The organism is Pseudophaeobacter sp. 1A09344 (assembly GCF_041008745.1).
GTDB lineage: Bacteria > Pseudomonadota > Alphaproteobacteria > Rhodobacterales > Rhodobacteraceae > Phycobacter > Phycobacter gallaeciensis_A.
In genome coordinates this window covers 32618-58439 of the sequence record NZ_JAXGFS010000003.1, presented here as the reverse complement: position 1 = coordinate 58439, position 25822 = coordinate 32618, and the positions used below count along the sequence as shown (strand labels likewise).

20 protein-coding genes are annotated in these 25822 nt (G+C 62.9%); 3 read left to right on the top strand and 17 right to left on the bottom strand.

Annotated features, from left to right (window positions below; translation table 11 throughout):
* Positions 1–60: 60 nt before the first annotated feature.
* Both SM765_RS05875 and SM765_RS05870 read left to right on the top strand, forming a co-directional pair.
* Positions 61–2076 (top strand): OmpA family protein, encoded by a 2016-nt coding sequence (locus tag SM765_RS05875; RefSeq protein ID WP_274834662.1) that lies wholly within the window; start codon positions 61–63, stop codon positions 2074–2076.
* Positions 2073–2387 carry a hypothetical protein gene (locus SM765_RS05870; protein ID WP_065272443.1) on the top strand — a complete coding sequence of 105 codons (315 nt, stop codon included), beginning with the start codon at positions 2073–2075 and terminating at the stop codon, positions 2385–2387. Before SM765_RS05875 ends, SM765_RS05870 begins: the two co-directional genes overlap by 4 nt.
* 109 nt (positions 2388–2496) lie before the next feature.
* Here the strand turns inward: SM765_RS05870 and cynS are convergent, their stop codons facing one another.
* The 4 genes from cynS to SM765_RS05850 are packed head-to-tail and all read right to left on the bottom strand — an operon-like array spanning position 2497 to position 6170.
* Positions 2497–2967 (bottom strand): cyanase, encoded by a 471-nt coding sequence (gene cynS, locus SM765_RS05865; protein ID WP_237028372.1) that lies wholly within the window; start codon positions 2965–2967, stop codon positions 2497–2499.
* 43 nt (positions 2968–3010) lie between these two features.
* The gene (locus tag SM765_RS05860) at positions 3011–3931 is read right to left on the bottom strand and encodes an ABC transporter ATP-binding protein (RefSeq protein ID WP_274827549.1); all 921 of its coding nucleotides are present in this window, start codon (positions 3929–3931) and stop codon (positions 3011–3013) included.
* Positions 3932–3941: 10 nt separating this feature from the next.
* A complete protein-coding gene (gene ntrB / locus SM765_RS05855; RefSeq protein WP_274827548.1) occupies positions 3942–4778 on the bottom strand; it encodes a nitrate ABC transporter permease in 837 nt (278 codons plus the stop codon).
* 3 nt (positions 4779–4781) lie between these two features.
* Positions 4782–6170 carry a CmpA/NrtA family ABC transporter substrate-binding protein gene (locus tag SM765_RS05850; protein ID WP_274827547.1) on the bottom strand — a complete coding sequence of 463 codons (1389 nt, stop codon included), beginning with the start codon at positions 6168–6170 and terminating at the stop codon, positions 4782–4784.
* Positions 6171–6371: 201 nt separating this feature from the next.
* Here SM765_RS05850 and SM765_RS05845 point away from each other — a divergent pair, with 201 nt between their 5' ends.
* Positions 6372–8234, top strand: a complete 1863-nt coding sequence (locus tag SM765_RS05845) for a sigma 54-interacting transcriptional regulator (protein ID WP_274837526.1) — start codon at positions 6372–6374, stop codon at positions 8232–8234.
* Positions 8235–8236: 2 nt separating this feature from the next.
* Here the strand turns inward: SM765_RS05845 and cobA are convergent, their stop codons facing one another.
* The 13 genes from cobA to SM765_RS05780 all read right to left on the bottom strand — a co-directional run bounded on the left by cobA (position 8237) and on the right by SM765_RS05780 (position 25808).
* Positions 8237–9181: a uroporphyrinogen-III C-methyltransferase gene (cobA, locus tag SM765_RS05840; protein WP_274837525.1), complete on the bottom strand. Its 945-nt coding sequence runs from the start codon at positions 9179–9181 to the stop codon at positions 8237–8239.
* Positions 9182–9192: 11 nt separating this feature from the next.
* A complete protein-coding gene (locus tag SM765_RS05835; RefSeq protein ID WP_274837524.1) occupies positions 9193–10152 on the bottom strand; it encodes a glycosyl transferase family protein in 960 nt (319 codons plus the stop codon).
* Positions 10149–12773 (bottom strand): nitrate reductase, encoded by a 2625-nt coding sequence (locus tag SM765_RS05830; protein WP_274837523.1) that lies wholly within the window; start codon positions 12771–12773, stop codon positions 10149–10151. Before SM765_RS05830 ends, SM765_RS05835 begins: the two co-directional genes overlap by 4 nt.
* Positions 12770–13102 carry a nitrite reductase small subunit NirD gene (gene nirD, locus SM765_RS05825; protein WP_065272436.1) on the bottom strand — a complete coding sequence of 111 codons (333 nt, stop codon included), beginning with the start codon at positions 13100–13102 and terminating at the stop codon, positions 12770–12772. The genes SM765_RS05830 and nirD overlap by 4 nt, the downstream gene beginning before the upstream one ends.
* Positions 13099–15543 (bottom strand): nitrite reductase large subunit NirB, encoded by a 2445-nt coding sequence (gene nirB / locus SM765_RS05820; RefSeq protein WP_274837522.1) that lies wholly within the window; start codon positions 15541–15543, stop codon positions 13099–13101. Before nirB ends, nirD begins: the two co-directional genes overlap by 4 nt.
* Before the next feature lie 5 nt (positions 15544–15548).
* Positions 15549–17228 (bottom strand): ABC transporter ATP-binding protein, encoded by a 1680-nt coding sequence (locus tag SM765_RS05815; protein ID WP_274837521.1) that lies wholly within the window; start codon positions 17226–17228, stop codon positions 15549–15551.
* Between the two features lie 5 nt (positions 17229–17233).
* Complete coding sequence (locus tag SM765_RS05810; protein ID WP_274837520.1) at positions 17234–18316, bottom strand: ABC transporter permease; 1083 nt, start codon at positions 18314–18316, stop codon at positions 17234–17236.
* 85 nt (positions 18317–18401) lie between these two features.
* A complete protein-coding gene (locus tag SM765_RS05805; protein WP_274837519.1) occupies positions 18402–19769 on the bottom strand; it encodes a CmpA/NrtA family ABC transporter substrate-binding protein in 1368 nt (455 codons plus the stop codon).
* A gap of 273 nt (positions 19770–20042) precedes the next feature.
* Positions 20043–21218 (bottom strand): CmpA/NrtA family ABC transporter substrate-binding protein, encoded by a 1176-nt coding sequence (locus tag SM765_RS05800; protein WP_274837518.1) that lies wholly within the window; start codon positions 21216–21218, stop codon positions 20043–20045.
* Complete coding sequence (locus SM765_RS05795; RefSeq protein ID WP_065272431.1) at positions 21215–21799, bottom strand: ANTAR domain-containing response regulator; 585 nt, start codon at positions 21797–21799, stop codon at positions 21215–21217. Before SM765_RS05795 ends, SM765_RS05800 begins: the two co-directional genes overlap by 4 nt.
* Before the next feature lie 216 nt (positions 21800–22015).
* Complete coding sequence (locus SM765_RS05790; RefSeq protein ID WP_274831468.1) at positions 22016–22981, bottom strand: ABC transporter ATP-binding protein; 966 nt, start codon at positions 22979–22981, stop codon at positions 22016–22018.
* Positions 22978–24864 carry a dipeptide/oligopeptide/nickel ABC transporter permease/ATP-binding protein gene (locus tag SM765_RS05785; RefSeq protein ID WP_274837517.1) on the bottom strand — a complete coding sequence of 629 codons (1887 nt, stop codon included), beginning with the start codon at positions 24862–24864 and terminating at the stop codon, positions 22978–22980. The genes SM765_RS05790 and SM765_RS05785 overlap by 4 nt, the downstream gene beginning before the upstream one ends.
* Complete coding sequence (locus SM765_RS05780) at positions 24861–25808, bottom strand: ABC transporter permease (protein ID WP_065272428.1); 948 nt, start codon at positions 25806–25808, stop codon at positions 24861–24863. Before SM765_RS05780 ends, SM765_RS05785 begins: the two co-directional genes overlap by 4 nt.
* Between the last annotated feature and the right edge of the window lie 14 nt (positions 25809–25822).

Below are 25822 nucleotides of genomic sequence, written 5' to 3'. Positions count from 1 at the left end.
TGAACAGGCCGCCGCTGGCCTGTATGACAGAGCCCAACCGTATCTGGGAATGCTGTTGCAATGCGCCTGTCTTCGTTTCTGATCCCGACTTTGTCCTTCGCCGCGGCGGCAGGGCTGAGCCTGATCGCAGCGGGGTTTGCCGTCACAGCCGTCGAGCGTGGCAGCGAGCGCGAAGTACGCCGGTCTCTGGATGTTGCGGGCCTGCACTGGGCCGAGGTCACCGCCGACGGGCTGCGGGTCACCCTGCAGGGCACCGCCCCGGACGAAGCCACCCGGTTTGCAGCGATTTCTCTGGCAGGCAGCATTGTCGATGCGGCGCGGGTGATCGACGATATCACGGTGCCGCCCTCGGACGGATTGGCGCCGCCGCGGTTTTCGGCGGAAATCCTGCGCAATGATCGGGGGATTTCAATCAGCGGGTTGATCCCGCTGTCCGCCTCGCGCGAGACGCTGGTCGGTCAGCTGGACCGGATCGCCGAAGACAACAACAAGAAGGTCGCCGACCTTCTGGAAACCGCCGATTACCCAACCCCAGATGGCTGGGACCCGGCGTTGAAATTTGCCGTCGCGGCGCTGGAGCTGCTGCCGCGCTCCAAGATCTCGGTCGAGGCAGGCGCGGTTTCGGTAACCGCAATCGCCGACAGCGCCGAAGAACGCGACAGTTTTGAACGCCAGCTGAGCAAGATGGCACCGCCGCAAATCCGTCTCAGCCTTGATATTGCCGCGCCGCGCCCGGTGATCACGCCCTTTACCCTGCGGTTCCTGATTTCCGAAAGCGGTGCCCGGTTCGATGCCTGCTCAGCCGAGGACGAGGAAAGCCGCGCCCGCATCCTGTCCGCCGCTCGCGCTGCCGGGCTGGAGGGAGAGGCCGACTGCGTGATTGGCATGGGGGTTCCCTCGCCCACATGGGCCGATGCCGCCGAACTCAGCATTCAGAGCCTTGCGGAATTGGGTCAGGGCTCGGTCACCATCGCCAACGCCGATATCACCCTTGTCGCCGCCGAAGGCACGCCGGAAGCCCAATTCGACACGGTGGTGGGAGAGCTGGAAACCGCGCTGCCGCAGGTTTTTGCTCTGCATGCGGTGCTGCCCATACCGGAAACCGATGCCGCTGCCGGACCGCCCGAATTCACCGCCACGCTCAGCCCTGAAGGCCAGGTGCAGCTGCGCGGGCGCATCACCGATGCCGCCACCCGAACCATCGCCGACAGCTATGCCAAGGCGCGGTTTGGCTCCGACAGCGTCTATACCGCGGCGCGGGTGGCCGAAGGCCTGCCTGCCGACTGGCCGGTGCGGGTGCTGGCCGGGCTTGAGGCGCTTTCCTATCTGGAGCGCGGTGCAGTCAGCGTCACGCCGGAGGATCTGACCCTGCGCGGCATGAGCTACCGCAAGGATGCCTCCTCCGAGATTGCCAAGTTCCTGTCCGCCAAACTGGGCGAGGCCGAAGACTATGAGCTCGACATCACCTATGAAGAGCCCCCCGCGCCCAAGGATCAACCGATGGCGCCAGAGCTGTGTCAGGCGGCGCTGACCAGCGTGCAACTGGAGAACGGCAAGATCACCTTTGAACCCGGCTCGGCCACGGTGGAGGCCGGCAGTAATGTGATCATCGACAAGATCGCCGCGATCCTTGAGAAATGCGGCCCGGTACGGCTGGAAATTCAGGGCCACACCGACAGTCAGGGCCGCGAGGAGATGAACCAGAACCTCAGCCAGGCGCGGGCGCAATCGGTTCTCAACGAACTACGGGCGCGGCGGATCCTGACCTCGACCTATATCGCGCGCGGATTTGGCGAAAGCAGCCCGATCGCCTCGAATGACACCGAGGAAGGCCGCGAAGCCAACCGCCGCATCGATTTCCGCCTGCTGCTGCCTACAACTGGCGAGAGCGAGGAAAGCACCCTCGACAGCGCCGCGGCGCCCGTGGAGGAGACGGCAGCAGAGGCCGAAAGCGCTGAGGCTGACAGCGACGCTGAGGCCGATACGGAAACCCAGGCTGTCGATACGCAAGGTGACGACGCACAGGCGGCTGACACTGAGACCGGCGACACAGAACAGGAGACATCGGGTCAATGAACAGGACAGAGTTCATCCTCACCACCGCAATCATCCTGTTTGCCGCCTTCGCGATGGGCTGGTTTGCCAATTGGCTGGTGCACCGTTTCACCCGCGTCCGGCAAAGCGACGTCGCCGATCTGGACCGGATGAGCCAGGAATTGCACGAGGCCGAAGAGACCCGCGATCAGGCGATCACCTACCTGCAACAGCGCGAAGCGGAGCTGACCAACCAGCTGACCCAGACCGAAGCCGAGCTGAGCGCGGCCATGGAAGGTCTGCGCGATGCCCGCCGCGAGGCAGAAGAGCTGCGCGCGCAGCTGAACCACTGATCCAAAATAGACCACCCCGACCATCCTGCCCGGGAAGAGGATCGGGTGGAACGGCCGGGGCGGCGGTTTCTGCGGCCCATGTTCCAATGCACATGGGCCGATTGACGGCTTACCAGGAATTATAGCCGAGGTATTTGCCGGACATCTCGATCTTCACCCGGTCGCCCTTTTCATGGGGCACGCGGATCACCTGCATGTCGAAATCGATGGCTGACATGATGCCGGTGCCGAATTTCTCTTCGATCAGCGCCTTGATGGTCGGGCCGTAGACGCCGACGATTTCGTACAGTCGATAGATGCAGGGATCGGTGGGGATGGCTTGTTCCCAGACCTTGGTCGGCGGCTCTTCCAGAACCGAGACCGCCTCTTGCGGCAGGGCAAGGGCCGTCACCAGCGCTTCGGCCTTGTCCTTGGGAAAGCCATTCATGCCCATGCAGGCCGAATGGGTCCAGACCGGCGACATGCCGATCTTTTCAGCGATGCCTTCCCAGGTCATCCCGGCCTGTTTCTTGGCCGAGAGGATCATCATCGTCACGTCTTCTTTGCTCATCATCGTGGGCACCTCAAAAGTATCTTTCATCTGTTGTCCTCCTGATTTGTCTTCAGCCGACCGCGCCGACCTGTCAGTCGTTGACCGCCTGCAGGTGGCGGGCCGGTTCCGGTTCTGGTGCGGCTTCGGTGGCGGGTTCTGCCGCAGTTTTGTCGATCCGAACGGTTTCGGGCCGCTGATCGGGATCGTCGCTTTTCTGTCCGGCCAGTTCTTTCGACCTCTGGCCAAGGAACTGCACCAAGTGGTTGCGGATGGCGTAGTAGTTGGGATGTTCGACGATCTCGGTACGGCTGCGCGGACGCGGGATGGTGATCTCCACCGACTCCGCCACACGGGCAAAAGGACCGTTAGTCATGAGCAGGATGCGGTCAGCCAGCAGGATCGCCTCGTCGATGTCATGGGTGATCATGAATACCGTCTGCTCGGTCCCGCCCCAGATCTTCAGGAGTTCGTCCTGAATGGTGCCCCGGGTCAGCGCATCCAGCGCGCCAAAGGGTTCATCCAGCAGCAACAGCTTGGGATGGTTGGCAAAGGCCCGCGCGATGGAGACCCGCTGACGCATGCCGCCCGAAAGCTGGCTCGGCTTGCGCTGAACCACATCGCCTTCAAGCCCGACCATGGCCAGATATTCCCGGGCGTGTTCTTCGACCTTGGCCTTGGACCAGTCGGGATAGCGCGCCTTCACACCAAAGGTGACGTTCTTCAGGGTCGAAAGCCAGGGCAGCAGCGAGTAGTTCTGGAACACCACCCCGCGGTCCAGCGACGGGCCGGAGACCTCGGTGCCATCCATCTTGACCACGCCCGAAGTCGGCTCGGCCAGCCCGGCAAGGATGTTCATGATCGTCGACTTGCCGCAGCCAGAGTGGCCAAGGATGCAGACGAACTCTCCCTTTTCGATGCCAAAGGTGGCGTTTTCGAAAACGGTCAGGGTGCCCCCCTGACCGTCGGGGAATTTCTGCGTCAGACGCTCGATACTGAGAAAGGGTTTAGGCATTGGAATGCTCCTATTCGGCGTAGGCGACGGCGCGCTGCAGGACACCAAAGGCGGCATCCAGCATCATGCCAACAACGCCAATCATGAGGATCGAGAAGATGACGGAGGTCAGGTCGAGGTTGTTCCACTCGTTCCAGACGTAGTAGCCAATGCCGGTCCCCCCCACGAGCATCTCTGCCGCAACGATCACCAGCCAGGCGATGCCGATGGAGATCCGCATACCGGTGATGATGGTCGGCGCCGCCGCAGGCAGGATCACTGTAAAGGCGGTGCGCAAAGCGCCGAGTTCATGCGTGCGGGCCACGTTGACCCAGTCCTCGCGCACCCCGGCAACGCCAAAGGCGGTGTTGAGCAGCATCGGCCAGATCGAACAGATGAAGATCACGAAGATCGCCGAGGCCTCGCTGTCCTGAATGATGAACAGCGCAAGCGGCATCCAGGCCAGCGGCGAAATCGGGCGCAGCACCTGAATGAAGGGGTTGAAGGCCTTATAGGCGACCTGGCTCATCCCGATGAGGAAACCCAGCGGGATCGCGATCAGCGCCGCCATCAGATAGCCGGTCAGCACCCGGTAGATGGAATAGCCGATCTGGATGCCGATACCCTTGTCGTTGGGGCCTGCATCATAAAAGGGGTTCGATAGCTGTTCCCAGGCCTTGGCGATCACCTGGCTTGGCGGGGGCACCCCCGCCTTGGGGGCACCGCCGCCGGTCAGGCGCTCGTATTCCGTCAGCTCGGACGCGGCCTTCTGGGCGGGAATGGCGGCCTCCCAGATCAGGAGGCCCACCACCAGCATCACCACGGACAGGATCACCGCGCGCTGATTGACTGAAAGGTTATCCAGCATGGATCAACCCTTTCCGATCGCAAAGCTGGACACGTATTCTTCGGGCTTGGCCGGATCGAAGGTCTTGCCCATGATGGTGTGCGATTTGTAGGTGACATCGGGCGCCTCGTAGCCGAGATCGTTCATCACCTTCTTGGCGTCGGCGGCCAGATAGACCTGCTCGGCCACCGTTTTGTAATCGACGTCGCCTTCGATATAGCCCCAGCGTTTCATCTGGGTCAGGATCCAGACCCCCATGGAATGCCAGGGGAAGGGGTCGAAATCGATCCGGTCGGGCACTTTTTTCACCTCGCCCAGACCGTCGGCATAGGTGCCGGTCAGCACCTGTTCGATCACCGGAACCGGCTGGTTCAGGTAGTTGGTCGGTGCGATGGCCTCGGAGATTTCCTTGCGGTTTTCCGGGTTTGACGCGTATTGCGTGGCGTCGATGATCGATTTCAGCAGGGCGCCGTATGTGTTCGGCAATTCGGTCGCAAAGGACAACGGCGCGGCAAAGGCACAGCAGGGGTGACCTTCCCAGATGTCCTTGGTCAGCATGTGGATATAACCGATGCCTTCCCAGACGGCGCGCTGGTTGAACGGGTCTGGCGACAGGTAGCCATCAAGATTGCCGGCACGCAGGTTGGCGACCATCTCCGGCGGCGGCACCACGCGGATCTGGATATCCACATCCGGGTCCAGCCCGTGTTCGGCCACGTAATACCGCAGCAGGAAGTTGTGCATCGAATATTCAAACGGCACGCCGAAGGTGAAGCCTTTCCACTGTTTCGGGTCGCGCTTGTCCAGATGTTCGTTCGACAGGACGATAGCCTGGCCGTTGATATTCTCGACCGCGGGCATGATGTAGGGTTCGGCGATGGATCCGGCGCCCAGCGTCATTGCCAGCGGCATCGGTGTCAGCATGTGGCTGGCGTCATATTCCCCCGACAGCGACTTGTCGCGGGCCACGGCCCAGCCGGCCGTCTTGATGACCTGCGCATTGAGGCCATAGCGTTCGTAGAACCCCATCGGCTGCGCCATGATGATCGGGGTGGCGCAGGTGATCGGCACAAAGCCGATGTTGAGATCGGATTTCTCCGGCGGGCCCAACTCGTCAAGGATCGCCGCCTTGGCCTGTTCCATCGGAAAGACCGAGGCCAGCGCCGCAGCCACAGTGCTGCCGCCCAGCATGCCCATGAAAGAGCGGCGACCGATGTCATTGTGCCCAAAGACCGAGCGCACGATGGCGCTTTCGACGGCGCGTTCCATCATGTCGTCAGAGGACATATGCTGTGGCTCGGTGTGGCCCTTGTCATGGCCGTGTCCGGACAGGCATCCATCGCAACCGCAATCGGCGCCGTGTCGCAGATCGGTCTTATCCGAGAACGGATTTCCAAGGCTCTTTGTCGTCATGGGTGTCCCCTTTCAGTCAATGTTTCGTAAACTTTGACAGCCGCCACGGGACAAAAAAAGCAGCCGCCCAACATTTGTGCAGCAGACAAAAACACATTATTTCAGTGCGTTATGCTAATTTTCGGACACCCATATTTACGATATATCGTAAATTACGAAATTTCGTTTAAACCTGACGAGGACGAGGTTTAACCTTTTCCCATGTCACTCGATCTTCTCAACGCCGATTCCCTTTTGCAGTCGATTCCCGAGGCCATGCTTGTCCTCGACACCACGGAAGACCGGGTGGTTGACTGGAACCAATCCGCTGCCCGGCTCCTTGGAAACGGGCACGACGGCAGCGCGCCCCTGCCCTTCTCACACTATCTAGGCAAGGACATGCCCCGGTTTGTGGTGTTCCTCGAGGAGGTGGACCATCGCGGCGCAAGCTGGACCCGCGACGTTACTCTGCGGGCCGGGGACGGCAGCGCGCTGAACTGCGAACTCCGGGCGCAGCCGGTACCGGGACAGGACGGTTGGATCATCCTGGCGCTGACCGATCTGCGTGCCCTTGATCAGCGCGCCGAAACTGCTGCGCTGGCGGAAACCTTTCGTGCCGGCCTTGTGAACTGGAAACGCACCGAAGGTTTCTTTGCCGAGCTGGAACGCCAGAACCAGCTGATCCTCAACGCCGCTGGCGAAGGCATCTACGGGGTCAACGCCGAGGGCAAGACCACATTCGTCAACCGCGCGGCGCGCGAAATGCTGGGCTGGACCTCTGAGGATCTGCTGGGCAAGGACATCCATTCGATGATCCACCATCATCACCTCAACGGCGAACACTACCCGTCACAGCAATGCCCGATCTACCGCTCCTTCCGGTTCGAACAGGTCCACCGGATCGAGGACGAGGTTTTCTGGCGCAAGGATGGCAAGCCGATCCGGGTCGAATATGTCTCGACCCCGATCTACGATCAGAAGGTGCTGGTCGGGGCGGTGGTGATCTTCCGCGACATCACCGAACGCAAGGAAAGCGAACGCAAGCTGCGCGAGGCGATGGAGGAGGTCGCGGCCCTACGTGACCGGCTGGAACAGGAAAACGCCTATCTGCAGGAGGCAATCACATCAGAGCGCGCCCATCACGACATCATCGGATCCTCGCCCGCCATCCGGCAGATCGTGGCCCGCATCGATCTGGTGGCCAAGACGACAGCGACTGTCCTTATCAGCGGCGAAACCGGCACCGGGAAATCACTGGTCGCCACCGAAATTCACAAGACCAGCCCTCGCGCCCGGCGCCCGCTGATCCATTTCAAATGCAGCTCCGTCGCCCCCGAGGAGGTCGAGGCCGAACTTTTCGGCCAGATGCGCGGCGCCCCGAATGGCGCCATGCGCGACAAGCCCGGCAAACTGGAACTGGCCCACGGCGGCACCCTGTTCATCGACGATGTCGAGGAACTGCCGGTCGAAATTCAGGGCAAGCTGCTACACGCCCTGCAAAGCGGATCCGTCACCCGGCTGGGCGATACCCGGGAAAAGCCGCTCGATATCCGGGTGATCGCGGCGACCTCGCTGGCTGAGGAGACAGTGCGCCGCACCGGGCGCATCCGCGAGGATCTGTTTCTGTTCCTCAACGTCTTTCCCATCAACTGCCTGCCACTGCGCGACCGCCGCGAAGACATTCCGCTGCTGGCCGCACACCTGCTGAAGATCGCCTGCCGCAGGCTGAACCGGCCGGTGCCGGTGATCACCGAACGGGTGATGCAGCAGATGCAGGCCTATGACTGGCCCGGCAACGTACGCGAATTGCACAATGCGATGGAGCGCGCTGCCATCGTCTCGCAGGATCGCAAGCTGGTCATCGAACTCTCCGGCACGACCCAAGACGCCCCGGTGCCCGGCACCAGGTTCCATACCGAGGCCAGAATGCAGGAGATGATCCGGGACAATATCATCGCCGCCCTGCGCGAAGCGGGTGGGCGCGTCTCCGGCCCGACCGGCGCCGCCGCCCTCTTGCAGATGAAGCCGACCACGCTTTATTCGCGGATCAAGGCCTTTGACATCTCGCCACTGGACTGGGCCTGAAGTCAGACAGCAGTCACGGCCTTTGGAACCTTGGCGGTCTGGCCCGCCGCCGTTTGCGATTGCACTGTGGGCACCCCGCCCTCTGGCCAGGTGACCAGCAGGATCGCGCAGCCGGTGATGTGGCAGGCCGCGATGACATCCGCCAAAGAGCCCACCGTGGCAGCAAAATGCCGCTCCCCGGGTTTGGAGACCTCCACCGCGATATCAACGGGGCTGTCCGCAGGCAGGCCTTTCTGCATCAACTGATCCGCGAGCCGCCGCGCCTGACGAACCGACATGTAAAAGGCCGTCGTCGTGCCCGGTTCCGACAGGCGGGTGCAATCGGGAAAAGGATCGCTGGCACAGCCGGTGCCCGTAGTCAGCACCAGCGCATTGGCAACACCGCGACTGGTCAGGCTGCGCCCCAGCGCCGCCCCAGCGGCTGAGGCTGCAGTGATGCCAGGCACCAGCTCAACCGGGATGCCCGCCTCATCCGCCGCCTCCATCTCTTCGCTGGCGCGGCCAAAGATGCCGGGATCGCCGGATTTCAGCCGCACAACGCGGCGTCCTTTCAGAGCTTCGGTTACGATCACGCGGTTGATCTTCTCCTGCGGCCAGCTGTGCGCCCCGACATGTTTTCCGACAAAAACCATTTCAGTACCGGGCCGGGTAAGCTCCAGCACTTCGGGATCGACCAGCCGGTCGTAGAAAATCACGTCGGCCTGCTGCAGGCGTTTGACGGCGCGCAGGGTCAAAAGGTCCGCCGCCCCCGGCCCTGCCCCGACCAAGGCTATATGACCTTTTGCCTGCCGTTCCTTCGGCGTGGAAGGGGCGCTAAGCTGGGGTGTCATCCGGTCCAGCGTGCGGCCCACCCGCGCCAGGATGAGGGAGGCAGGCCCTGAAGCGAGAGCAAGTGTTTGCGCCGGGCCAAACAGGGGGATGTGAAACAGCCGTTGTAGCAATGTCATGGGATGTCCTTTCAGGCTGTCAGGGGAAGGGCCGTCGGCACAGGGCTGCCGTCGGGAAAATGCAAAGGGCTCTCCGCAGAGCCCATCGTGTCCATCGCCAGCCGCGCGGTGCCAAGGATGACTTCACTCTCAAATCGCGGCAGGGCGGCAGGGCTGAGCGCCACCTTCAGCGAATTGATATGGCCTGCGCTGTCCGCCAGGCGCCGGGTTTCCTGTAGGCGCGGTGCCTCGGTGTCCTGCCAAAGCGCGCCATCCCGCAATCCGAAGGTTTCAATCGCCTTGGCCGGGTGACGTTCGAATTCGCCGCCGCCCCCCTTGATCACGGTCAGGGACTGCCAGCCAAGGCGCTGGGCGGCATCGGCCTGCAACAATCGATAGGAGGGGTGAAAGACGCCTTGAACACTGGCAGCCGCACCAGCGGGGTTCAGCATCCGGCACACCGTGTTGACGCAAGAGCGCAGGCCAAGCACCGCACGCAGGGACAAGAGCTGCATCAGCGGCGGGCAAAGATCTTCCAGCGGCATGTAGACGATATTCCCCGCGGTCAGCGCGGCTTCGGCCTCGGTGGGGGTATGGGCAATCGGGATGGCAAGGGTTTCAAGACCGTTTCGCACGGTGGGATCGGATCCGTTCCAGCCATGCAGCATCACCCGCTTGCCGCTTTGGGCCACCATCAGCGCCGAGACAAGGAACCAGGGCAGCCCACGCGTGCGCCCTGCCGCATAGGACGGCCAGTCGAGGTCAACCTGCGGCAGCGCCGGGGCCTGTTCTTGTGCGGCAGCCGCGAAACCGGCGATCTCTTCCGCCGTTTCGCCCTTCATGCGCAAGAGCATCAACAGCGCGCCAATGGCCTCGGGCGCGGCGTCCTTGCCCAGCATCAGGGTCATGGCATCCCGCGCTTCGTCTTGGGTCAAAGAGCGGGAGCGTCCAGAGCCACGGCCCAGGGTGCGCACATGATCGGCCAGGCTCATTCCGCAGCCTCCCGCTGATGGGTGCTGGCCAGGATTGCGGCCAGTTCCGGGCGGCAGGAGCCGCAGTTGGTCCCCGCCTCCAGTGCGACACCGATCGCTTCCACCGTCATCAGGTGCTGGGTTTCGATGGCGCTGATGATGGTGTTGATCCCAATCCCGAAGCAGGAGCAGATCACCGGACCGGGATCCGGCACATCCGCCGGGGGGCGCCCGGTCAGAACCTCTATGCCTGCCGCATCCGGGAGCGTGGCAAGATAGTCCCGCACCACCGCCACCGGTTCCCGGTCCACAAACAGCGCCGCAAGCAGGCGGCCCTTGTCGAACAGGGCGATCCGGGCTGTTCCCCGTGCGGGGTCCAGAATGGTGGCCGCTTCGGCGTCGGGCAGGTCGAACAGGCGGCGGGCTTCCTCTTCCCAATCAGGCGCAGGCGCGTATCCGGCCATCTCGGCGCGATAGCCGCCACGCGTGGGGGCCAGCGCCCAATAGTCGGCGTTTGGCGCCATGGGCCGGGTCGAGACCGCGAAACCATACCAAGCGGCCTCCATCTTCTGGACGGCAACGACGCTGGCCTTGCTTTCGGGCTGACCCGACACAGGGTCGGTTTCGGCAGCGACCAGATCGTCGATCCTGCCAGAGGGTGCGGTTTCTCCGGTCCAGTGGATCGGGGCAAAGACCTGCCCGGGCTGCACCGCATCGCCGATCCGGGCACGCAGGATGGCGCTTCCATTGGGGCTGCGCACCTCCACAAGATCGGCGGGGGTGATACCCAATGTGGCGGCGTCATTGGGGTGCAGGTCGAGGAAGGGTTCGGGCATATGCGCGCCAAGGCGTGGCGACAGCCCCGTGCGCGTCATCGTGTGCCATTGGTCGCGAAGCCGCCCGGTGTTCAGCCGGAAGGGGTACTTTGGCCCCGTCCTGGCTGCGGGCGGGCGATAGCGCAGCGGCAGCAGCCGGGCCTTTTTGTCGCCATGGTAGAAATTGCCATCGGCAAAGAACCGGCCACCGCTGCGATCTGAAATGACGGGCCAGCGGGTGGGGGCAAGGGTGTCATAGGTCGATGCCTCCAACCCGGAGAGGCCGGAGATGTCGAAATCACGTCCGAACTGACCCGCGACCCCGGAGAGGGCGGCATATTCACGGAAGATCTCAACCGGGCTTTCATAGTCAAAGGCCGCGTGCCAGCCCATGCGTTTGCCCACTTCGCAGAGGATCTGCCAATCGGGGCGGGCCGCTGCGGGGGCGGGCAGGGCTGCGCGCTGGCGGCTGATGGTGCGGTCTGAATTGGTGACGGTCCCGTCCTTCTCCCCCCAGGCGCTGGCGGGCAGCAGTACCCGTGCCAGACGTGCGGTGTCACTGTGTTCGGTGATGTCGCTGACCACGGTGAAAGGGCAGGCCTTGATCGCCGCGCGCACGGCGGCGGAGTCGGGCATCGACACGGCGGGGTTGGTGTGAATGACCCACAGCGCCTTGATCCGCCCATCGGCAACGGCGCGGAACATGTCCACCGCTTTCAGCCCCGGTGCCTCGGGCATCTGCGGGGCCTGCCAGAAATCGCGCACCGCCTGACGGTGATCGGGGTTTTCCAGATCGAGATGACAGGCCAGCATATTCGCCAGCCCGCCGACCTCGCGCCCGCCCATGGCATTGGGCTGGCCGGTCACCGACAGGGGCCCCATGCCGGGCCTGCCGATACGCCCGGTGGCAAGGTGGCAGTTCAGAATGGCGTTGACCTTGTCGCTACCGCTGGTCGATTGGTTGACGCCCTGGCTGTAGATGGTGACGGTCTTTTCGGTGCCGATCCACATGTCGCAGAAGGCGCGGACCTCTTCCTCCGACAGGCCGGTCGGGGACAGGGTGTCTGCGCGGGCGGCCTCCAGTGCCGCCTCCAGCCCGCTGGTATGCTGCTGGTAGTCGGCGTCGATGGCACCGCGCGCGCTGATCTGGGTCAGAAGGTGATTGAACAGGGCCACGTCCGACCCCGGCTGCAAGGCCAGATGCAGATCGGCGCCGTCGCAGCTGGCCGTACGGCGCGGGTCGATGACAACGATCCTGGTGCCGCGTGATTTGCGGGCCGCAAGAAGGCGCTGGTAGAGCACCGGATGGCACCAGGCGAGGTTTGACCCCACCAGCACCACCAGATCGGCCTCGTCCAGATCCTCGTAGGTGCCGGGCACGGTATCACTGCCAAAGGCGCGCTTGTGCCCCGCCACGCTGGAGGCCATGCAGAGCCGCGAATTGGTGTCGATATTGGCCGAGCCGATGAAGCCTTTCATCAGCTTGTTGGCGACGTAGTAGTCTTCGGTCAGCAGCTGGCCCGAAACATAAAAGGCGACGCTGTCCGGCCCATGATCGCGGATCGTCTTGGAAAACAGATCCGCAACCAGATCGAGCGCCGTGTCCCAATCGCTATTCTGACCGTCTATCTTTGGAGCAAGCAAACGATGCTCCAGCCCTAGAGTTTCACCCAAGGCTGAGCCTTTTGAACAGAGCCGCCCGAAGTTGGCCGGGTGGTCGGGATCGCCGCGCACGGAAAGCGCGCCGTTCTTGTCCTTAGACAACAGAACCCCGCAGCCCACCCCGCAATAGGGGCAGGTGGAGCGGATCCCGCCGGGCGCGCTCATGCCGCGCTCCGCCGGGCAAGGGCACTGGCATCGATCAGAATGCGCGCCCCTTCTAGACGCAAGGGGTAGGTCTCGATCCGCCCGTCATCAGCACCCTGCGCCTCTCCGGTATTGAGATCAAAGACCCAGTTGTGCAACGGGCAGGTCACCGATTGCCCGTGCACGATGCCTTCGGACAGCGGGCCGCCCTTGTGCGGGCAGCTGTTGGAGGCGGCAAAAACCTCTGCCTCGGCGGTGCGAAAAACCGCGATACAGCCCATCGGGGTTTTCAAAAGCCGCGCCCCGCGCAGGGGCACCTCGTCAATATGTCCGATATCGATCCAGCTCATTCCGCGGCCTCCAGCGTGAGATCGGCAAGGGGGGCATAAGCGGCGGATTTCTCCTCCACTTCCTTGGCCCAAGGGTCCTTGCGGTAGATGGTTTGCGACAATTCAAACGCGTCGATCAGGCGCTGGCGTTCTTCCAGATCGTCCACGACGCGGGCCTTCACCCAATCAAGGCCGACCTTGGCGACCCATTTGTAGGGCCGGTCGAGGTATTTGGCGTTCTCGCGGTAAAGCTGCATGAAGGCGGTGGCGAGGTCGAGCGCCTCTTCCTCGGTTGCCACATCGGCCAGCCGTTCGGTTTCCTTCACATCCATGCCAGCCGCGCCTGCGACACCGATCTGGAAACCGCTGTCAACGCAGACAACGCCGATGTCCTTGCAGGTGGCCTCGGCGCAGTTGCGCGGACAGCCCGAGACGGCCAGCTTCACCTTGTGCGGAGACCATGAGCCCCACAGGCGTTTTTCCAGCTTGATGCCAAGGCCGGTGCTGTCCTGGGTGCCAAAGCGGCAATGATCCTTGCCGACGCAGGTCTTCACCGTGCGCAACCCCTTGGCATAGGCGTGCCCCGAGACCATGCCCGCCTTGTTGAGATCGGCCCAGATATGCGGCAGATCCTCACCCTTGACGCCAAGGAGGTCGATCCGCTGGCCGCCGGTCACATGCACGGTGGGCACGTTGTATTTCTCGGCTGCATCGGCGATGGCGCGCAGCTCGGCCGGGGTAGTCATCCCCCCCCACATGCGCGGCACCACGGAAAAGGTGCCGTCCTTCTGGATATTGGCGTGCTTGCGTTCGTTGACGAAACGGCTTTGCGGATCGTCCTGATATTCCACCGGCCAGTCGGCAAGAAGGTAGAAGTTCACCGCCGGGCGGCAGACATGGCAGCCATTGGGGGTTTTCCAGCCCAGCTCCTGCCAGACCGCAGCCTGAGATTTCAGCTCTTGTGATTTGATCAGGCGGCGCACGTCTTCGTGCGTCAGGTCACAGCAGCCGCAGATCGGCTGCGCCGTGGGCGCGGCATAGTCGTCCCCAAGGGTGACGGCCAGCACCTGTTCCACCAGTCCCGTGCAGGTCCCACAGGAGGCAGACGCCTTGGTGCAGGCGCGCAACGCGCCCAGATCGGTGGCTCCATCGTGGATCGCCGAGACGATATCGCCCTTGCATACGCCGTTGCAGCCGCAGATTTCCGCATCATCCGGCAAGGCTGCAACGGCTGACAAAGGGTCCGCAGAGGCGCCCCCCTGATAGGCTGGGCCAAAGATCAGCGTATCGCGCATCTCGGCGATATCGCTGCCGTCCTTGATCTGACTGTAGAACCAGGCGCCATCGGCGGTATCGCCGTACATCACAGCGCCGATCAGTCGATTGTCTTCCAGCACCAGCCGTTTATAGACGCCGCGCGCGGGATCGCGGAAAACGATATCTTCGCGCCCTTCGCCATCGGCAAAATCCCCGGCGCTGAACAGATCGCAGCCGGTCACTTTCAGCTTGGTCGAGACCTCCTTGTTCACGAAACGCGCCTCTTGTCCCAAAAGGGTCTGCGCCAGCACCTTGGCCTGATCGTATAGTGGCGCCACAAGACCAAAGAGCGCACCATCGTGTTCAACGCATTCACCAAGGGCAAGGATGTCGGGATCCGAGGTCACCATGTGGTCGTCCACCACGACGCCCCGGTTGCAGGAAAGGCCCGTTGCCTCTGCCAGCGCCATGTTTGGGCGGATGCCCACCGCCATCACCAACAGATCGCAGGGCAGTTCGGTGCCATCCTCCAGCCGTAGGGCTTTCACATGGCCGGTGCCGTCATCCAGGATTTCCTTGGAGTTCGCCTGGCAAAGGACCTTGATCCCTTTTTCAACCAGCGATTTCCGCAAGAGATACCCTGCTGCCTCATCCAGCTGACGCTCCATCAGGTGACCCATGATATGGACGACGGTGACATCGACGCCGCGCGCGGCCATGCCTGCTGCCGCCTCCAGCCCCAACAGGCCGCCACCGATCACGACGGCCTTTGTGCCAGGGGTGTCGCCAAGAGCCATCATCGCCTCGGTGTCTTCCAGATCGCGATAGGGGATCACGCCCGTCAGATCATGTCCCGGCAGGGGGATCATGAAGGGGTTCGACCCGGTGGCGATGACCAGCTTGTCGTAAGCGACATCGCCCTTTTCACCGCGCACGACTTTCTGCGCAGGATCGATGGCGAGGACCTTTTCACCAAACCGGCAGGTGATGCCATTCTCGGCGTACCAGTCTTCGTCATGGGTGACGATCTCGGCGTAGGTCTTTTCGCCTGACAGCACCGGCGACAGCATCAGCCGGTTGTAGTTGCCGCGCGGCTCCGCATTAAAGAGGGTGATCTCATAGGCCTCTGGGTCCGCGTTCAGCAGATGCTCCAGCATCCGTCCCGAGGCCATGCCTGCCCCAATTATCACGAGTTTCTGCTTCATGGTCCTCACTCCGCAGCTACGGCTTTGAGCGCCGGTTTTTTCGGTTTCGCGCCATGCTCGTATTCTTCCAGGAAATCGAGCACCTCTTGCCGGTAGGTGTAGTAATCCGGGTGTTCGAGCAGCGCCTTGCGGGTGCGTGGGCGCGGCAGGTCGACCTCGGTGATCTTGCCGATGGTGGCCTGCGGGCCGTTGGTCATCATCACCACGCGGTCAGCCAGAAGGATCGCCTCGTCCACATCGTGGGTGACGCAGATGGCAGTGACCTTGGTGCGGGACCAGACCTCCATCAACACCTCTTGCAGTTCCCAGCGGGTCAGGCTGTCGAGCATCCCGAAGGGCTCATCCAGCAGCAGCAATTTCGGCGACAGGGCAAAGGCGCGGGCGATGCCCACCCGTTGCTGCATCCCGTTGGACATGTCGCTAGCCGGGCGGTCCATCGCATCGGCAAGGCCGACACGCTCCAGATAGTATTCCACCACGTCCTGGCGTTCGGCGCGGCTGGCTTTGGGGTAGACCTTGTCCACCCCGATGGCGCAGTTTTCCCGCGCGGTCAGCCAGGGAAACAGGTTTGGCGACTGGAACACCACGGCCCGTTCGGGATCGGCGCCCTCCACGTGGCGGCGGTCCAGCTTGATCGCGCCCTTGGAAATCGGGTTCAGACCTGCTGCCATGGTCAGGACAGTAGACTTGCCACAGCCCGAATGGCCGATCAGCGAGATGAACTCGCCCTTGTTGATCTTGAGGTTGAAATCCTCGACCACGGTGAGCGGCCCCTTGGGCGTGGGGTAGATCTTGTGCAGTTGCGAGAAGTCGAGGAAGCGTTCCTCGGTCGCGCTTTCCTGCGCCTTGGCCACTGCGGACGGCAGGCCATGGATCGGGGTCACATCCGGCAACAGGCGGGTGCCTTCGACCTTGGATTCGATGCCAACCTCCATCAGGTAGGAGGTGACCTGGCTGCGCAGGGTCTTGAACCCCTCATGGTGGTTCATCTCGACCCGGTCGCGCGGGCGGGGGATGGTGACGCGGAATTCCTCGCCCAGGGTGCCATCGGGATTGAGCGCAATGATGCGGTCGGCCAGAAGGATCGCCTCATCCACGTCATTGGTGATCAGGACGCAGGTCTTCTTGTCCGCCTCCCAGATCGCCTCGATCTCATCCGCGAGGTTGGCGCGGGTCAGCGCATCAAGCGCGGAGAGCGGCTCATCCAGAAGCAAAACCTCGGGCGACATGGCCAGGGCGCGGGCAACGTTGACCCGCTGGCGCATGCCCCCCGACAGTTCCGCCGGGCGGCGGCTGGCGGCATGGGACAGGCCAACCATCTGGATGTAATGGGCGACCTTCGCGTCCTTTTCCGCCTTTGTCATCTTGGGGAACACGGTGTCGACGGCAAGGCGCACGTTGCCTGCCACGGTCAGCCAGGGCATCAGCGAATAGCTTTGAAAGATCACGCCGCGCTCCGGGCCGGGGCCGTCGATCTTCTGGCCGCGAAAGCTGACGGTGCCTTTGGTCGGGCTGTCGAGCCCCGCCATCAGGTTGATCAGCGTCGTCTTGCCAGTGCCGGAAAAGCCAAGCAGCACGAGGAATTCGCCCTCTTCGACCTCAAGGTTGATGTTCTTCAGCACATGGGTTTCGCTGGTGCCGGTGCCAAAGCTTTTGGAGACGTTGTCGAATGTCAAAATAGCCATGGCGATCACCGGTTGTTCGTGAAGGTGAACAGGGACTGCAGCGCAAACATCACCCGGTCCAAGAGGAAGCCGATGATGCCGATGGTGAAGACCGCAACCATGATCTTCGCGAGCGAGCTGGAGGAGCCGTTCTGGAATTCATCCCAGACGAATTTGCCAAGACCGGGGTTCTGCGCCAGCATTTCGGCGGCGATCAGCACCATCCAGCCCACGCCGAGGCTCAGGCGCAGCCCGGTAAAGATCAGCGGCAGCGCCGAGGGCAGAACCAGTCGCGTGATCTTGGTCCATGTGTTCATCTTGAGGACCTTGGAGACATTGACCAGATCCTTGTCGATCGAGGCGACGCCCAGCGCGGTGTTGATCAGCGTCGGCCAGAGCGAACACAGCGTCACGGTGATGGCCGAGATCAGGAAGCTCTTGGAGAACAGCCCATCATTGGTCGCATAGACCGCCGAGACGATCATGGTGACGATGGGCAGCCAGGCCAGCGGCGAGACCGGTTTGAAGATCTGCACCAGCGGGTTGATGGCGGCATTGGCTGTGGGCGACAGCCCCGCCGCGATGCCCAGCGGCACCGCAACGGCGGTGGCGATCAGAAAGCCAAAGAACACCGTGCGGATCGAGGTCCAGATCTGCTGGTAATAGCTCGGCGCGCCGGTATAGGCGACGGTCTTGACCTCATCGGCGCGGCCCGCGGCGATCAGTTTCTCGTTGCGCTTGGCCAGCATGGCCTCGAATTTTTCGCGTTTGGCGGCCTTGGCCTCTGCATCTTCATGCAGGTTCACCACCTCGGCCCAGACCTGTGCGGGGCCGGGCACCGCGCCAAGCGAGGTCTGCACCTTCGGCGCCAATGTGCCCCAAAGCAGCAGGAAGGCGGCGATGGCGATCAGCGGCACCGCAAGAAGGCGCCAGATTTCCTTGACCTGCGCCTGCGGGTTGTCGCCTGCAACGGCTTTCAGGATCGGTGTCATCCAGGCAAGGCCCAGAACCTGGAACCATTTGTCGGCGGTGTTGATCTTGGTGAACAGCCTTGCGCGCCGGGCTTCGCGCTCCTCGGCAGCGGCAAAATCGGGATCGGTCGTGGTCATCGGAAGAGCCTTTCGGAACCGGAGGTACAACGGAGAGAGGGGGGATGGAGCGCGCCGGTTCAGGCGCGCTCCGGGTCAGGATAGGTCAGCCTTCGACACCGGCGCCCACGACAACCTGCTCACCCTTCAGGCCGATCGGCAGGCTTTCGAGGTAGGCGTTGGGGGTGCGGCCATCAAAGGCGATGCCGTCGATGATATCCTCGGCCGGGGTCGGAGCCTTGTAGCCATCGCTGTCCCAGGGGAAGTCGGCGCTGTCGGCAAGGCCTTCGTCGACCAGCATCTTGGCCGCGTCCAGGTAGATGTCCGGGCGGTAGACCGATTTGGCGACCTCGTCATACCAGCTGTCGGATTTCGCCTCGGCGATCTGACCCCAGCGGCGCATCTGGGTCAGGTACCAGACCGCATCGGAATAGAAGGGGTAGGTGGCGTTGTAGCGGAAGAAGACGTTGAAATCCGGCACTTCGCGCTTGTCACCCTTTTCATACTCAAAGGTGCCGGTCATCGAGTTGGCAATGACGTCGTAGTCGGCGCCGACGTATTCCGGGCGGCTCAGGATCTCGACCGCTTCGGGACGGTTGGCGTTGTCGTTCTCATCCAGCCAGATGGCGGCGCGGATCAGGGCCTTGGTCACGGCGCGGGTGGTGTTGGGGTATTCTTCGGCAAACTCGGCGGTGATGCCAAAGACCTTTTCCGGGTTGTTCTTCCACAGCTCGTAATCGGTGACCACCGGAACGCCGATACCCTTGAACACAGCCTGCTGGTTCCAGGGTTCGCCCACGCAGTAGCCGTTGATGGTGCCCGCTTCCAGCGTGGCAGGCATCTGCGGCGGCGGGGTCACGGACAGGAAGACATCGGCGCCGATCTGGCCGGTCACGTTTTCCGGGCTGTAATAGCCGGGATGCAAACCGCCGGCGGCCAGCCAGTAACGCAGTTCGTAGTTATGCGTGGAGACCGGGAAGACCATGCCCATGTTGAAGGGCTTGCCTTCGGATTTATACTGTTCGACCACCGGCGCCAGCGCCTCGGCAGAAATGGGATGCTGCGGGCGACCGTCATCCATGGTGGGGATATTCGGCTTCATCATGTCCCAGACTTCGTTGGAGACGGTGATGCCGTTGCCGTTCAGATCCATCGAGAAGGGCGTGATGATATGTGCCTCGGTGCCAAAGCCGATGGTCGCGGCCAGCGGCTGTCCAGCCAACATATGTGCGCCGTCCAGCTGCCCGCCGATGACGCCATCCAAAAGAACCTTCCAGTTGGCCTGCGCTTCCAGCGTGACGAACAGGCCTTCGTCGAGGAAATAACCCTGTTCATAGGCCACGGCGAGGGGCGCCATGTCGGTCAACTTGATAAAGCCGAAGGTCAGCTCGTCTTTTTCAAGTTCCAGCGCTTCGGCAAAGGCCGGGCTGGCCAGAGCGGTGGAGGCCACGAGGCCAAGCATCAGTTTTCTCATCTTCTTCCCTTTCGGTATGGCCCGGTCGGAGGAGGATGGAACCGGGCAAACGCAAAACAGGCCGCTACGCTACGCGCCGATGGTTTCGGCGGTGCGAGAGCGGCCTTGCTCAGAATATCCCTGTCAGTGGGAGAATTTCGGATCGGTCCACCCCGTTGTGAACCGATGTCCTCATCTTGCGGCAGCGCAGCATGATCGCGAAGAAAAAACGAAAATCTGATCGGGATTTTCCCAACCCGAACGGCCTGGGCGGGATTTCTGCCCAATAAGTGATCAATCCAGGGCCTCTGGGTCAAAAATCCGACCATCAAAGAACGCATCTGGCATCAGGCACAATTCGCCCCGCGTCGAGGCCACCGCCGTTTTGTGTCGAATCGCACCTTCCAGTTTTTCGGAGGCCCCCGGCATATCCACTCCGGCTTCGCTCAGTAGGCTGCGGTGCAGATCCGCGCGGAAAACCCGGGCGACCTCATCAAGGGAGGGCGAAGCTGCGGCCTCATGGGATTGTTGCAGACGATGGGCGATCCATTTCGCCTGACTGCGCCACGGAAAGGTGGCCGCGCCGTGGTGGAATTCGACAAAACTGTCGACCCGGCGCTGCTCGCCCCGATCCGAAACGGTGAACTGCCCCGATAGGGCTCGGTCGATCAGTTCCGGCGACACGTCCAGATAGTTCTTGCGCGACAGGATCTCTCCGGCGGTGCTGCGACTTTCGGGTTTGGCCAGCCAGCGCCCAGCCTGCCACAACGCGCGCATCATCCGCCCCAGAAGAGCCGGTTCGCTCTCGGCCCATTCGGTTTTGACGGCGAGTACCTTTTCCGGCGCAAAACCCCAGATCGCCTTGCCGGGCAGCAGCAGCGCCCCTGAGCCCTGATCCACCGCAACCGATCCCCAGGGTTCACCGACACAGAAGGCATCCACATCGCCATTGGCCAGCGCAGTCGCCATCAGCGGCGGCGGCACCGTACGGATTTCAATCCCCCCAGCCCCGAGGGCAGTGCCTTCACACCAGTAGCGCAGCAATTCCACATGCATCGAGAATGGAAACGGCACGCCAAAAACAACCGGGCCGGAGCGCACCTCGGCCAGCGCTGCGGCGGCCTTCATCGGATCGGCGAAATCAAAACCATAGCCAATGTCACGCAACCGCTCTTCCAGCGCACGGCCAACACCGATGACGTTTCCATTGACCGACAGGACCGACACCGCCGAAAGGTCCGTTTTCACACCGCCAAGCCCCATGGCCATCGCCACCGGGACCGGTGACAGCATATGAGCGGCCTCGACCCGGCCAAAGGCCAGCATATCCCGTACAGACGACCACGAGGGCGCGGCGATCAGATCAAGCGCAATCCCTTCGGACTCGGCAAATCCCATCTCCTGCGCGATGATCAGCGGCGCAGCATCGACTAGGGGCATATAGGCGACAGGCAGGTGGCTTCGCTTCATCCCAGAAGCCCCGAAGCCGTGACCAGCGCCTCTGCCACATCCGGCACCCGTCGTCCCTGATCCATCGCCGTCTTGCGCAGCAGCGCATAGGCGGCGTCTTCATCAATGCCCTTTGCCTTCATGAGCAGCCCCTTGGCCCGGTCAATGACCTTGCGCTCTTCCAATGCCCGCCGGGTTTCGGCCAGTTCGTTGCGGATCTGGCGCACCATGCGAAAGCGAGCAATGGCGGTGTCCATAACGGGTTTGATCCGGTCCGGCGCCAGACCGTCCACCACATAGGCCGATACGCCCGCCTCGATCGCGGTCTGCGCCAACCCGCCGGCGGGGCCGGACACGAACATGGCCACCGGCCGCTCCAGAGGCCCGGAGGCCAGCGTCAGTTCCTCCAGCATGTCACGGGTCGGGTTGTCGATGTCGATCAGAACAATGTCGGGATCATGGGCCGCAATCTTGCGCGCCAGGGCACTGGAATTGCCGATCACGTAGACATCGCACTCGGCGGTATCCTTGATCGCATCGACAACGGCAATTGCACGATCACGATCTTCCTCGACAACAACAACTGTCAATCTGGCACTCATTATTCCCGCTAGGGCTAACCCTGCTGGCTCCGCAAGCAGCCGCAGCGCCGCAGGCCAGCGTCAGAGCCGCAGCCGGACGTTGGCCACGGGTGAGTGCTCATTTTATCGGCGTTAGCGTCAAAAATTCAGCAGACGACAAACCTGTGCGGGGCGCATATTACCCCCGGCTATCCAGCCCTATCAGGGACCTACTCCCATGCGCCGCGCGCCAGGGTTTCAGGCCGTTTCAGACAGCGGATGATAGCAGGCAGCCCAGACCCCGTCCGATTGCTGCTCAAGCGGCGGCGGCGCCTGCCTGCATTCAGCGCTGGCGTAAGGACAACGGGCGCTGAAGGCGCAGCCCGGCGGCGGGTTCAGCGGATCGGGCAGTTCGGTCTCGCGTCCCTCCGGCGCCACCAGCGCACGCCCGACAACCGGGGCGCTATCCGCCAAGAGCTTGGTATAGGGGTGTTTCGGCTGGGCAAAGATCTGCTCCGCCGGGCCGACCTCGACCACCGCGCCGAAATAGAGCACGGCAACGCGGTCGCTAACTGCCTCGACCACAGCCAGATCGTGACTGATGAACAGATAGGTCAGCCCGAACTTTTGCTTCAGATCAGCCAGCAGGTTCAAGACCTGCGCCTGCACCGAAACATCCAGCGCCGAGACCGGCTCATCCAGGATCAGGATCCGCGCATCCGCCGCCAGTGCGCGCGCGATACCGATCCGCTGCGCCTGCCCGCCAGAGAATTCATGCGGGTAGCGGTCAAGGAATTCCTCCCGCAGGTTCACCGCCGCAAAGATCTCCCGGATCCGCGCATCACGTTCCGCCGCAGACATGCCGTGCAGGTGCTTCAGCGGCGCTTCCATGATTTGCCGGATCGTCTTGCGCGGGTTCAGACTGCTGATTGGGTCCTGAAACACATACTGGATCTTGCGGCCAAACACCGCCGGATCGGCGGCGTCCAAGGGCGCACCGTTGATTTCGATCGTGCCGGTGGAGGGCGGCAGCAACCCCACCAGCATCCGCGCCAGGGTGGATTTCCCGCAGCCGGACTCACCGACGATCCCGAGTGTCTCGCCCTCTTCGACGGAGAGCGACAGGGGTTGCACCGCACGCACCAGCCCCTTTGCCGGGCCGAACAGACGCTTGCCCACAGGAAAGGTCTTGCTGAGGTCGGTCAGTTTCAGAGCCGTCGTCATGCGCGTGCCTCCTGCAGTGTGTCTTCGGGCGCGATGCAGCGCACCCGGTGGTCGGCGCCATGATCGGAAAGCAGGACATCCGCCGCGCGGCAGCCCTCTTGTGCCTTGTGGCATCGATCCGCGAAGGCGCAGCCCTGCGGCAGCCGATCAACCGCAGGCGGCAGCCCCGGGATCGCGGCCAGCTCGCGCCGCCCCTGCCCCAACTCGGGCACGCAGGCCATCAGCCGCGCCGTATAGGGATGCGCAGGAGCGTTGAGGATCGTTTCACTGGGACCTTCTTCGACGATCCGGCCCGCGTACATCACCGCGACCCGGTCGCAGATCTGCGCCACCACGCCGAAATCATGGGTGATAAAGATGATCGCCAGCCCGCGTTCGCGCCGCAGGTCATCGAGCAGAGACAGGATCTGCGCCTGCACCGTCACATCCAGCGCGGTGGTCGGCTCATCCGCGATGATCACCTCGGGATCGTTGGCCAGCGCCATGGCAATGCCAACCCGCTGCCGCATGCCACCCGACATCTCATGCGGGTAGCTGTCCACGCGCTGCTCGGCATTGGGAATGCGCACGGATTTCAGCAGCTCGATAGCATGGGCACGCGCCGCGGCCCGGTCCGTTGGGTGGTGCGCGCGAACCGCCTCGATCAGCTGATCGCCGACAGTGTAAAGGGGGTGCAGCGTCGCCAAAGGATCCTGAAAGATATAGGCGATGCGGCTGCCGCGCAGGCTGCGCAGGGTTTCATAGGGGGCTCCGATCAGATCCTCGCCCTTGTAGTGGACAGCGCCGCCAGTGATCACGCCGGGGGGCGAGGCCACCAGCCCCATCACGCTGAGCGCGGTAACCGATTTGCCCGAGCCGCTTTCGCCGATCACGCCCAGACATTCGCCGGGCTGAACCTTCAGATCCACGCCGCCCACGGCCTTGTAGACGCGGTCCTTGACCTGAAATTCGGTCTTGAGCCCGCGCAGCGCCAGCAGGGCATCGTCAGATGCCACCGGAACCGGGCCGCTTCGATCGACACGGGTGGTGGGCATCGGCCGCGACAGCGCGCCGGACTTCAACCTGGGATCCAGCGCATCACGCACCCCGTCGCCAAGGAGATTGATCGCCATGACGATCACCAGGATCATCGCCCCTGGCACAATCGAGGTATGCGGGTTCGAGATCAGCGCCGCACGCGCCTCGCCCAACATCGAGCCGAGGTCGGCCTGCGGCGGCTGTGAGCCAAGACCGAGGAAGCTGAGGCCGGCGGTTTCAAGGATCATCCAGCCGACCGTGGTGGACATGGCGATCACGATCACCGGGATCACGTTGGGCAGCACTTCGGTCAGGATGATCCGCCAGTCGGTCATGCCGGACAGGCGCGCCGCATCGACGAATTCCTTATGCGCGATGCCCACGGTGATGCCGCGGATGTTGCGCGCGAAAAAGGGGATATTGACAGCGGCGACGGCGATCAACGCATTCATCAGCCCCGGCCCCAGCGCCGCAACGATGGCCAGCGCCAGTAGGATATAGGGAAAGGCCATCAGCATATCGACGCCGCGCATGATGATATTGTCGGTGCGCCCGCCATAGAACCCCGCCACGATCCCGATCGCAGCGCCAAGGGTGGCGGCGATCACCGCGGCGGCAAATCCGACCGCCAGCGACAGGCGGGTGCCCCACATCAAACGGCTCAGAAGATCGCGGCCCAGATGATCGGTACCCAGCAAGGCGCCCTCGGACAGGGGCAGTTTGAACCGGTTTGCCGTATTGGTCACATCCGGATCAGCCAGCGGCAACAGCGGCGTCACCAGCGCCAGCAGCACAACGACGCCCATCACGATCAGCCCGCCAAGGGCAAGCCGGTTGCGGGCGAGAAGCGAAAGAAAGCTCTTCATGTCTTGATCCTTGGATCCAGCATGCTTTGGGCGACATCGACCGCGATGTTGAACAGCACGTAACAGGCTGCCACAAAGACCACGCCGCCCTGCACCAGCAGAATGTCGCGTTTCAGGATGGCATCGACCAGCATCCGCCCGACACCCGGCCACTGAAACACCATTTCGATATAGACCGCGCCCGACAGCACGAAGCCCGCCTGCACCCCCAGAACCGGGATGATGCCGACCATGGCCGCGCGCAGGGCGTGGCGCCAGATCACCGAGCGTTCATGCACGCCCTTGGCCCGCGCGGTGCGGATGAAATCCTGTCGCAGCACCTCCAGCATGGCCGAACGCGACAGCCGGGCAATCACCCCGGTCGCCACCACCGCCAGCGCCAGCGCGGGCAGGGTCAGATGGCTGATCAGCGCAGAGAGATCGCGGGCGCCGTAAATGGGCCACATGCCCGACACGGGAAACCAGCGCAGCTTCACGGCAAAGATCAGGATCATCATCATGCCCAGAAAAAACGACGGGATGGAAATCCCCAGAAGCACGGCAAAGGTAATCGCCTTGTCCGCCAGACCGTATTGGCGCGCCGCGGAAACAACGCCCGCAGCGATGCCAAGAATGGAACACAGCACAAAGGAGGTACCAGCCAGAACCAGAGTGGCGCCAAAGCGGTCCAGAACCTCGTCCAGCACGGCACGGTTCAGAGAGAAGCTGCGACCGAAATCACCCTGCAGCATATTGCCAAGCCAGATGAAATACCGCTGCACCATCGGCTGATCGAGACCCAGATCCCGGTTCAGTTTCTCAACATTCTCCGGCGTGGCATAGGAGCCCAGAATGGCCGTGGCCGGATCACCGGGGATCATCGCCATGATGACAAAGACGATGATGGAAATACCAAACAACACAGGTATCGCCGACATCAGCCGTTTCAGAATATAGCCCGCCATGGCGCGTCCCTCCT